The 11,358-nt window shown below is 36.3% G+C and carries 10 protein-coding genes; 2 read left to right on the top strand and 8 right to left on the bottom strand.

The features are described from left to right. Together AC06OU_RS08640 and AC06OU_RS08635 are read right to left on the bottom strand one after the other, a co-directional pair. Positions 1 to 1,824 (bottom strand): vitamin B12-dependent ribonucleotide reductase (locus AC06OU_RS08640; RefSeq protein ID WP_475855219.1); only part of this gene is annotated, 1,824 nt, incomplete at its 3' end. A gap of 158 nt (positions 1,825 to 1,982) precedes the next feature. Continuing rightward, the gene (locus AC06OU_RS08635) at positions 1,983 to 2,819 is read right to left on the bottom strand and encodes a lipoate--protein ligase family protein (protein WP_475855218.1); all 837 of its coding nucleotides are present in this window, start codon (positions 2,817 to 2,819) and stop codon (positions 1,983 to 1,985) included. Between the two features lie 103 nt (positions 2,820 to 2,922). Between AC06OU_RS08635 and AC06OU_RS08630 the strand changes: the two genes are divergently transcribed. Further along, a complete protein-coding gene (locus AC06OU_RS08630; protein WP_169358126.1) occupies positions 2,923 to 3,306 on the top strand; it encodes a rhodanese-like domain-containing protein in 384 nt (127 codons plus the stop codon). A 73-nt stretch (positions 3,307 to 3,379) separates the two neighbouring features. Next, entirely contained in the window at positions 3,380 to 4,642 is a 1,263-nt protein-coding gene (locus AC06OU_RS08625) for an ATP-binding protein (RefSeq protein ID WP_475855217.1), read from the top strand. A 243-nt stretch (positions 4,643 to 4,885) separates the two neighbouring features. On the opposite strand, the gene AC06OU_RS08620 is transcribed toward AC06OU_RS08625, so the two are convergent. The 6 genes from AC06OU_RS08620 to gcvPB all read right to left on the bottom strand — a co-directional run. Then, positions 4,886 to 5,674, bottom strand: coding sequence for an alpha/beta fold hydrolase (locus AC06OU_RS08620; protein WP_475855216.1), 789 nt, complete (start codon positions 5,672 to 5,674; stop codon positions 4,886 to 4,888). Continuing rightward, positions 5,629 to 7,584, bottom strand: a complete 1,956-nt coding sequence (locus AC06OU_RS08615; protein WP_475855215.1) for an ABC transporter permease subunit — start codon at positions 7,582 to 7,584, stop codon at positions 5,629 to 5,631. The genes AC06OU_RS08620 and AC06OU_RS08615 overlap by 46 nt, the downstream gene beginning before the upstream one ends. Before the next feature lie 154 nt (positions 7,585 to 7,738). Beyond that, the gene (locus tag AC06OU_RS08610) at positions 7,739 to 8,401 is read right to left on the bottom strand and encodes a suppressor of fused domain protein (RefSeq protein ID WP_475855214.1); all 663 of its coding nucleotides are present in this window, start codon (positions 8,399 to 8,401) and stop codon (positions 7,739 to 7,741) included. Positions 8,402 to 8,600: 199 nt separating this feature from the next. Further along, the gene (locus AC06OU_RS08605; protein ID WP_475855220.1) at positions 8,601 to 9,167 is read right to left on the bottom strand and encodes an NUDIX hydrolase; all 567 of its coding nucleotides are present in this window, start codon (positions 9,165 to 9,167) and stop codon (positions 8,601 to 8,603) included. Between the two features lie 374 nt (positions 9,168 to 9,541). Beyond that, positions 9,542 to 10,036 (bottom strand): hypothetical protein, encoded by a 495-nt coding sequence (locus AC06OU_RS08600; RefSeq protein WP_475855213.1) that lies wholly within the window; start codon positions 10,034 to 10,036, stop codon positions 9,542 to 9,544. A gap of 403 nt (positions 10,037 to 10,439) precedes the next feature. Continuing rightward, a partial coding sequence (gene gcvPB / locus AC06OU_RS08595; protein ID WP_475855212.1) for an aminomethyl-transferring glycine dehydrogenase subunit GcvPB occupies positions 10,440 to 11,358 on the bottom strand: 919 nt, incomplete at its 5' end.

Genomic DNA, 11,358 nt, shown 5'->3' with positions numbered 1-11,358 from the left:
TGTTTCTCCAGTCAAGAACGGGAAGCTACCTCTTTCGTTTGCTAGGTCTGCAGATGTTTCATAAGCAGCTATAGCAATCGTCTTGAAGATTTTATCAACAAGAAGATTTCCTTCCTCTGAGCCGTATTCTTTTTGGCAATAGATTAAAAGGTCAGCTAATCCCATGACTCCTAGACCTACACGTCTTTCACCAAGTGCTTGAACTTTATTTTCCTCTAAGAAATAAGGCGTAGCATCGATTACGTTATCTTGCATACGAACTCCAACCCGAACAGTTTCTTTTAATGCTTCAAAATCAACTGTTTTTGTATCTTTGTTAGCAAACTGAGCTAGGTTGACTGCTGCAAGGTTACATACTGAATACGGAGCAAGTGGCTGCTCTCCACATGGGTTTGTTGCAACAACCTTTTGACCATATGCAGTTGCATTTGTTTTTTCGTTAGCATTATCGATAAAGAATACGCCTGGCTCAGCAGAATAAGTTGCACAAATATTGATTAAGTTCCACAATTCTTTCGCTTTCACTGTGCGATATGTACGAACATTGTAGCCCATACGCTCCCACTCACGAACATCACCAATTTTGTGCCAATTTTCGTTATAAAAAGCCATCTCTTCTTCTGTATAAGTTTCTGTTGCAGGGAAGCGAAGAGCGAAGTCTTCATCTTTTTCTACAGCTTTCATGAAATCCTCAGTTAAAGTTACAGAAATATTCGCTCCTGTTAAAAACTCCGGATTGTGAACAGAAAAAGTTCCGCCATCTCTTAGTTTCGTTTGCGCATCGCGTATGATTTCATCGCTGAATCCACCTAAACCAGGGATGTGTTGATAGTTTACAATTCCTTGGTACATTGCTTCCTCTTGTGCAGTTAGCGGCTTAAACTTAAGCTTGTCCTTTGCAAGTTGTTTGATTGTTTCATCATTTGTGTTCTCAATCAAAAAGCGAAGAATACGTGGGTTTTGCATTTTAGAAATGATAAACTCTGCGATGTCTGGATGCCAGTCTGCAAGCATAATCATTTGCGCACCGCGTCTTGAACCGCCTTGTTCCACTAGGTGTGTCAGCTTAGCAATGTCATCTAACCAAGAAACAGACCCTGAAGACTTACCATTAACTCCTCGAGCTAAAGTATTACGAGGACGTAATGTAGAACCGTTTGTTCCAACTCCACCGCCACGACTCATGATCTCCATCACTTGTTTTCGATGATCACTGATCCCTTCACGTGAGTCAGCAACAAACGGCATAACGTAACAATTAAAGTAAGTTACATCTGTACCCGTACCTGCTCCATATAGCACTCGTCCAGCTGGGATAAATTTAAGTGATACTAATTGCTGATAGAACTTTTCGAACCATTCTGCTCTTTTTTCTTCTGTCACTTCAACAGAAGCTAGTCCAGTAGCATTACGCTTAGCAATTTGCTCATAGAAAACCTCCAAAGGTTTTTCAATAACACTTAAAGGGCGGCGTACGATTCCTGATTTGACTTTAGTACTATCATCGATTGCACTACGATAATCTTCTTCGATTAAAACTTCTGCCGTTTTATCTTCCTGGTTAATGGAAACTATATAACCAAGACCTCGTGCAGGAAATTTAGGGTCTTCTTTCACCGTTAAAACGACAAAATCCCCTACTTTTAGTGTTTTCTTTTCGGTATCCTTGAATGAATATCGATCAATCATCACCAAACGTGATACACCTTTGTGTGTTAGATTCATATCTTCTGTTATTGGATGTACTTGAGGAAATAATTCGATATCGTGATTTAATTCTTTTACATTTAATTTTATTTGAGATTCATTTGTAGTAGTTACCAATTCTTTTCCTCCTTTCTACAACTCGTATTGACACAAGATGTAGTAGTTTCATTTATCATACGGCACTACATATAGAGGTGTAAAGCAATTTAGTTGTTCAAATTAATTTTTAAGTATTAATTCCTATACCTCATATTCTCCATATGTCTTTCATACTTTTATTTTTTAAAATTCCAGTCGTCATTAGCATAACGCCGTCTTTCCAGCATTTTCACGTATTCATTTTGTTCATTATTTAAATGAAATGGCACCAATTCAATGTTTAAGGCTTCGGAAAATCCCTTTTTAAAAGCACCCTTACATATGTCTATTGATATCGATTTTTGTAATAATTTGTTTATAGCAACAGCTTTTTGATTAATACTATTTTTCACTTTTTCCCGGACTTCATCGGAAGAAAATTTGAAAGTCTGTACAAGTTTTTCATCATCTAAGTCTAAAAGAATTGCACCATGCTGAAGTATAACACCTTTTTGTCTAGTTTGAGCACTTCCAGCTACTTTCCTGCCTTCTACTACGAGCTCATACCAGCTTGGTGTGTCAAAGCAAACAGCAGTCTTCGGACTTTTTAAGGCTTGCAGTTTATCTGGAGTATTAGGAATAGAAAAATAAGCCTCTAATCCAAGACTTTGAAATCCCTTTAATAGACCTTCACTGATCACTCGATAAGCTTCTGTCACTGTTGCTGGCATATCTGGATAGTTTTCCGAAACAATCACGCTATATGTAAGTTCATGTTCATGAAGAACTCCTCGTCCTCCCGTCGGTCTGCGGACAAATCCTAAACCGAGCCTTTTAACTGCTTCCATATCTATCTCTTTTTCTACCGATTGAAAGTAACCAATCGATAGAGTTGCAGGATTCCATTCATAGAATCGAATCACTGGTGGAATCAACCCTTCACTATGCCAATCTAAAAGGGCCTCGTCAAGCGCCATATTATAGGACGGGGCGCACGGACCTGAATCAATAAAATACCATTTTGTCTTTTTCAAACTTTCTCCCCCCTAACAACGCTATTCATTTTACCAAAATGATTGAATTGTATCTAGCAAATCTTTTATAATAGATAATGGAAGTATAGAAAGGGGAAAGACCGTGTTAGAGACTCTTTATATTATTATAGCAATATTGGTCGTATTATTAGTTTATGCTGGAATTTCAGCATACCGACTAAAGAAAACAGTTACAAACCTTACACAGGAGCAATTCATCGAGGGCTATCGTAAAGCTCAATTAATCGATGTACGCGAACCTAAAGAATTTGATGGTGGCCATATCCTTGGAGCAAGAAATATTCCCTCCTCACAGTTAAGACAACGCCACAAAGAAATTCGCCCAGACAAACCAGTATATCTGTATTGTCAAAATGGTGCAAGAAGTGGACGTGCAGCTATGTTCTTAAAGAAAAAAGGTCATACGCAACTTAACCAGTTACAAGGCGGCTTTAAAGGCTGGACCGGCAAAATCAAATCTAAATAGTATAACATAAGGTTCTTCTTAACAAGAGGAACCTTTTTTGTTTAGAGCTTACACTAAGGGGGCATGAACTACTATGAAAGTATTATTTTCCCATGAAGAACAATTTCGGGAGATTCATCCAAGTTATGAGGATTTTGCCATTCTAACAAGACGAATCACTAATCTTTTAAATGAAGAACAGGCAGGCAACTGGCAAATAGTCAACATTGACAATCAATTTAATCAATTAGATACTAGTCTAATCGAAATGATGGAACATCAACTGATTACTTATAAAGTTTTGGCAAATATTTACGACACTAAGCCTTTAAGTAAAATCTCCAGCAAATCCTTACTTTCCATGGAAAACCATTTGGAAATTGTGAGTACATTTGAAAATACACTCGTTTTGTTTCCAGATTATCAAGTAGCTATCACAATGGCATTTAACTACTCTGAAGGAAACTCTTGGCCGGAATACTTCTTCTTTTCAACTTCACCTAAAGCTGCCCTATTCTTTTTAGAAGAGATAAATGAAAAGCTTCGTGAGCTTCTTATGCAGTCCGTTACTTTTTTAGTAGACACAGAGCACGGTGTGCAACGAAGAAAATATAGTGAACAAGCAGTCGTTCCACGAGAAGAAGTTTTACTAGAGAATCATATTAAACAAGATATTTTTCGTTCAATCGATGAATTTTTCAAAGAGGATGGACATTTTTTCAAGGATTATGGCCTCCCATACAAACGAGGGATCTTACTATATGGTTCTCCTGGTAATGGAAAGACTACATTAGTTAAATCTATAACCGGATCTACTAATGCCCCAGTTGTGTATTGGCAAATCACTGAATTCACAGGAAGTCACTCCATCCAAGAGGTTTTTGGAATTGTTTCTAGATTAGCCCCAGCGATTCTGGTGATTGAGGATATTGACTCGATGCCTGAATATACAAGATCTGTCTTTTTAAACACATTAGACGGAACACAATCTCGAGAGGGTCTATTTATCATTGGAACAACTAACTACCCACAAAAGATTGATCCAGCATTAATCAACCGTGCCGGAAGATTCGATCGTGCATATGAAATTCCTTCACCACCCCAACAAGTGAGAGAAAATTATTTACGTAAGCTTGATATAAAGAAGATTCTTTTTGACGACGTCTTAGTAGATATAGCTAAACGTTCAAAAGGCTTATCCGTTTCTCAATTAAACGAGCTGTACATGTCTATTGCACTAAATTGGCATTATGATGGCAAGCTGGAATACGAAACACGGATCGACGAGCTGATTAAACAAAATAAACGAACCATAAAAAATGACTGGGAAGAAGACAATCATTCTATTGGTTTTTAAAAAAAGTAAAACACTCCCAACAATAAAAAAGGGAGTGTTTTTACTTTTTTTAGATAACATTTAAGGAAAAAACCATACGACAATTAAATTTTAATTTAAAGAAATATTGAGTTTCTTCTATATATTAGAAGAATTTTACGTTAATAAAAATTCTGAATAGTATTGGGATGTAATGAAACATTCTAACAGTCATTTTTCTTACTAGAGTATGTAATTTCTTGTTAAAGAAGCTCCATTGTTAGTTCAACATGTCGTTATCACTTTAGTGTTTAGAAGTACTCCTGCACCTTCTAACCAGTTTTCTAATATATCATTAAAAAACTCAGGAGCTGCTATTGGAATTCCATGACCAAGACCAGTGATCGTAATTGCCTGAGCCCTGTCTTGCTTGCTTAAAAGGTCAATTGCTGATCTTTTCATCACTTTTCTTTCTTTTTCGCCTACTGTTATTAAAAGCCCAGCTTTTACGTCAGAGTATGAATCTGGTACTTGAAAAGACATATTCTCTTCTAGAACCATTGTCAATGTATCTAAAGACATTCGATTACTATCATTAAAGTACTTTTCAAAAAGGTTTGGACCAATATACAATTGTTTAGCTTGTAGCTTGGAAAAGAATCTATATTTTATCAAAGGATATGTTAACTTTATAGTAGGTTTAACCATTTCCTTTCCAAACGGTACTTTTCTTACGAGAGCACTGTTAATCATTGCATAATCGATTAAATTGGGGGACTGACTAAGCATTTCAATAGCAATTTGGGCACCAAGTGAAAATCCCACGACTATTATCTTTTTATCTTCTTTTTTCTCCTCAAGTAAGTGGAGTAGTTGAAATGCGCAATCTTTAATAGAGACAAAATCAGTCTCCCTACTATGACCATGCCCTGGGAGATCAGGTACTATACAATGATATTTTTCTTTAAAGTACAGAACCTGTTCGTCCCACATCCAGCCTCCGACTCCGCCACCATGTAGAAAGAAAATTATTTGTTCATTTTGTTCGCCATCTTCCTTGTAGTATAAAGCCATTTAAACTCCCGCCGTTTCTTTTGTATACCTAACTGCATTTCTTTTTCTGTGAAGCCCTCTGCTATCTTCTGAAAGCAAAAGATAAGCAGCATAAATATAGCTAATGGTGGTAGAATCAGCCATAGTTGTCTCGTTAAAAATACTTCCTTTGCAATAGATATCATTCCAGATAATTCGTAAATGACTGGAGAAAGTCTAGCACTATCTGGAAAGCTTATCGCTCCACCGACAAAAATAGATAAAACCCCTAAATGCACAAGTGTTTGAAGTACTTGTACTACATGCTGAGACCAATATAACCAAAGTTTTCTTCCTATTTGTGGGTTGATATGCTTCAGAATAACCCATATTAATGATCCGCCCATTACAGCAGAACTTAGCACATATTCTTTTTTTATTGCCTCATTCATTTCATTCCCTATAAGACTAGTAGTTATAGGAAGGACTAACACGGACATGATAAAAACTTGGATGAAAAGCCTTTCTCCTAAGGTTGTTTCTAAGCCACTTGTTGAAATAGTTAAAATTGGTAACAGTAAAATAAACATTAATAATGTTAAAGGTAAAAAGTGCATACCATCCGCGATACTGTTTATTACCTTCCTCCATTTATCGTTCAAAAAGAACGCATATACAATTCCTAGTAAATACCCTCCGCCTACTCTGATAGTCGCGATTAACACAGTCATACCAATCGTATATTTTGTTCCAACAAGCAGTTGCTGAAGAATAGAATATCCGTATGGATCTGTACCAAAAATAATACTACTAGATGGAGGCAGTGGTGGCCTTCCGATAAGCCTACCGTTCTCGTCATATAAAAAATTTACCTGCTCTACATAGTCATGAAAGATAAAATAATAGGCAACGGACACACTGAATAGTCCAACAATTATTAATGCAGGAATTGTTATATTCAGACGATGCCTGGAGAATATATGGAAGCTCCGTGTATGTGCCTTAGTTTTGTATCGAAAAATTGCTTTCCACTGCAGTCGATCTAAGAATGGCACTCGCAACCCTTCAAACAGAACGCTTTTTTCCTGTCGACCCCTTTTGACCAGATTTTCAACAACGGAATAGAATAGAAAAAATGGTATGAATATCGATAGTAATATAAAAGTAATACCCTTTGGACTAAAATCATTCGTTAAATAGTGTAGAATCCCTTCTATCCCAAAAAGATACTCTACTATGAACAAAGAGGACAATGTAAGCCAGACAATTGATTTTGATTGAAAGAAGACACTCTGCAGAACATTACGGGTACAGTGCTTAATCAGCACCTCCAGATTAGAAAGCCCCTTGGATCTAGCAAGCTCTACATATGGCTGGTCCAGCTCTTGTTTAAATAAAAGCACCAATAATTTAAAAAACAAAATGGCTGGTATCACCGATAGGCAAATGATAGGAGCCGCATAAACCCTTTCTCCTCCTAGGCTATAAAAAGAAAGAACTCGTAAACCTGTCATCGTATACAGTTGAACTACGGCTAATTGGATAAGAAATATGTATGCAAAATCAGGAATCGCGCTTAGTATATTTGCAAATTGTAGTAAAAGCTTTTGGACCGGGCCATTTGAAATAGTCGTAAAAATAGCTAATATAAATGAAATGAACAAGGAGAACAACAAAGAGACTATCAGTATAGTCATAGAATACAAATAAGGACCCTTCAAGTATTCCGATATGCTAATCGGAATAATCTCCATTGTTTGCATTACGAGATAGCTAAGATGCCATTCAGACGGTAAAAACAAACTTTTACATACCTTAAAAATTGTTCGTAAATAGAAAGAAAAATCAAAGAGGCTACCTACTTGAAACAAAACAATGGGAACACAGCTAATTAAAACAATCCCAATAATACCTAAAAGAAATTTACCTAATAAATTAATCCATCTGTGCATATTGTTCCCCCTAGGTAGACCTCTTCTATCGCTCTATAAGGATATACGAACCTATTTAGCTAAAAGTTTCAAATATGTTAAATATTTGTTTTTTATTTATATACTATCTTTTTGTTTAGTTGTAAATTGCTATTTTTATAGTTGACTCGGTATATTAAATATACGACTGAGTTCTTTTCATATCTGTAATGAAATAAGGGTTATCTTTCTTCATTCTCTCCGAAAGAAGCACTACCTTACTTGGATCCTCTATTAATGTTTCTAATTCCCTCTGAGTGATTCCAACCAATTGAAGGAAGTCGACTCTACCATGGATGCTATCCACCCCTGAGACCTCTGGGTCACTCAAAACAAGTAACGCTGTAATTGCAGAGTCTACTCCAATATGGATGGAACCCCCATTGCCAGCAACATACTGAAATGGCTCAAAAGGTTTTTTCTGCGTATACGTATAGCGGGCAAGATTAGAAAGCATGGATACGGCCCATAAACAATCCTCTACATTTTCCTCTGCCAATTTTATTGTCATTTCATATCCCCAGCCATTCCATTTACCACCGAATGATTGATCATTCACATACAAGTCGGTCATCCCATAAGTCACCATATGCTTGTACCCATTAGGTGACTGATAAATACTATATCCATCAATATATTGGTCCCCGCCTAACCAAGCACGAGCATGTAAATCTGTCCCAAAATGAGCCGGCTCTTGATTCGGATACAACTCCTCAAAGACTCTATCTATTGCATCCCATCCTGGAGACCAATCCTCTTGTTCCGCTGCTCGTTTTTTATACTCTTCTAGGTTCATCATGATATCTTCCTTTCGCATTTATAACTTTTATTATTGCTACGAAGAAAATAGCGAATTAGTTTCAAATATAGAAGATTCTATTTACTTCACCAATAATAAGAAAATCAAGACCTATAACTTTAGCTCAATAAAAAAGGGCTTACTCCTTCTGGAAGTAAAGCACCCAAAGTTTAAGTGTATAGTTTGGCAAACATCCTTATTATTTTATGATGAATAAACCTGAATGTTCTTTTAACAATTTTGAAAGAAACAATAGTTGAGGAAAAGGTGTTAAAAGCAAATCTCTATTTATATTTCCTTTTAAGATTGCTTTTCCATTTTGTTTCATAAAATCACTTAAAGTAATTTTATTATTACAGATAAAATGAACATCTTTTGGAGTTAGTAGTAAAAGTCCATTCGTTTCTGAAGAGGGATTTGGTTCATTCTCAGAGTAGGAAAGATACATAATTGACAAAGATTCTTCTTCATTTCCTATAACTAAAATTGGAGCAATTTCCTCGCCTAGCTTTATTATGGCAGGCTTATTTCCCCACTCACTTATATGATATGTTACTGGAGAATTTAGTGGAGTTATTTTCATTGAAGCCTCTTCAAAAACTTCACGTCTAGCTGTCTGTAATGCGTTTTCTTCAAATTCTTTATGACCACCGAGTCTAACTACCCCAAGTTTATCTGCCTCTTTTGTAGGACCAACCTGAAAAATAAACAACCCCCGATATAAAACGTAAGCACCTGATGTTTTTACATTTTGATTAATATCAATGTTAATCACCACTCCCCTAATAATTACATGTTTGAAAAAAATCCTAATCCTCCATGTTTATTCTCTATTCTTATTTCCTATTTCAATAATCCGCGACTTTAAACTAACAAGAAAAAGGACTCACTCTTTCTTGAAGTAACGCCTCTGTTAGTGAAATTCATATGTTAGGCATACTATTCAGTAGCATTCTTTAAAATCCCAAATCATAATAAGCAATATAGCTACAATTCCAATTACATTTTTATGATATTACACAATATTAACTCCACTTTTCACCTTACCATTTTTTATTCTTGAACCAAATTTAACTTATTCAACACAAATGCAAAAAACCTTTAATGGTTTTATTTCACTAACGCACCGGTTAATTGAAGTCATTGGATATTTAAGTAGAAAAAATAGCTTGCCTTTCCTTCTTCCCAGTTCGCTAAGACCTGGAATATAACTTTCCCTTTGAGCTGTGAAAGATCTAATTCCTCATAAGTACCAGTTATATTATGTTCCGATTCCCATATTATGAACTGATACTCTGTTGGAGATCTTTCAAATTTTAGTGTAACCTCTGAATTGGGATCTACATTCGTTACCTTATCGATATTTCCTAAACTTAGTGGAGGCATAGTTTCTTTCTCTATGGCAGCCATGGAGCCTTCATTTTCGTCGTAATAACTCCAAGAGTAACCGAGTAAAAATGTTCTAATGACCTCTTCGCCAATCGAGATTGTTAAACTCGGGGGTGATTTGGATGTCATTTTATTTTCTACTGTACCTTTGTCATTATTAAGGTTTTCAATTCTTTCTTCCTTACTCGAACATCCCATTATGAGTGTATTAAGCAACAAGAAATAAACTACTATCTTGACGTTCAATTAGATCCCTCCCCCCTTTCTTTATCAGTCGATACAAATATCCAAAAGTTACATATGTTATTCTTAAGCTATTCAAAATCAAAAACAAAATCCTTCTATTACTAACCGACGACGATATTATAATAAAAAAAAGCTTTACCCTTTCTTGATGTAAAGCATCCATTAATTGAATAAAGAATTTCAATTTAACTTCGAAACTGATCGCAAATATAATTTATTTTTAAACTAATCTATAAGACTTCCACTAATCTTTATACTGCATTAATGATAAAACGTACTTTTTAAACAGATGTCAGATGTAGCCTATTAGCCTACATGTCACCACCATACCATTTAAACCAATTAACCTTCCTTTTAACATAGCCATAGAAAAAAGTGCGACCCTTAAGGATCGCACTTTTCATTATGCTTTAGTGTATCGTAGTACTGGCTTACGTGCAGCTTTTGTTTCGTCTAAACGATTGATCACGGTTGTATGTGGTGCATTTTGAACGATTTCTGGGTTTTCTTCAACCTCTTTAGCAATTTGAATCATTGCATCGCAGAATGCATCTAACGTTTCTTTGGATTCAGTTTCAGTAGGCTCAATCATCATGCCTTCTTCTACGTTCAATGGGAAGTAGATTGTTGGTGGATGATAACCAAAGTCTAACAGACGCTTAGCCATATCTAATGTACGAACGCCTAATTTCTTCTGACGACGTCCACTTAATACGAATTCATGCTTACAATGACGGTTGTATGGAAGGTCGTAATAAGCTTCCAAGCGTCTCATCATATAGTTAGCATTTAATACAGCGTATTCTGTTACTGCCTTTAGACCATCTGGGCCCATAGAACGAATATATGTGTACGCACGCACATTGATACCAAAGTTACCGTAGAACGGTTTCACTCGGCCAATAGATTGTGGACGGTTATAGTCAAACGTATATTTGTTATCTTCTTTTACAAGAACTGGACTTGGAAGGAAAGGAATCAGATCCGCTTTCACTCCAACTGGTCCAGAACCCGGACCTCCACCACCATGAGGGCCAGTAAACGTCTTATGCAAGTTTAAATGAACACAGTCAAAGCCCATATCTCCAGGTCGCGCTTTAGACATAACGGCATTTAAGTTGGCACCATCGTAATAAAGCTTACCGCCTACCCCGTGAATGATTTCTGCTAGCTCTAGGATATGTTCTTCAAATAAACCTAACGTGTTAGGGTTAGTAAGCATCAAGGCAGCTGTATCTGGCCCAGCAACACGACGAAGATCCTCTAAGTCTACTAAGCCGTCCTCATTAGACTTAACAGTAATAGTTTCAAACCCTGCTACC

It is taken from the genome of Psychrobacillus sp. (assembly GCF_056205495.1).
Note: the sequence above shows the minus strand (reverse complement) of the source record. Positions and strands in the feature narration are given on the sequence as shown.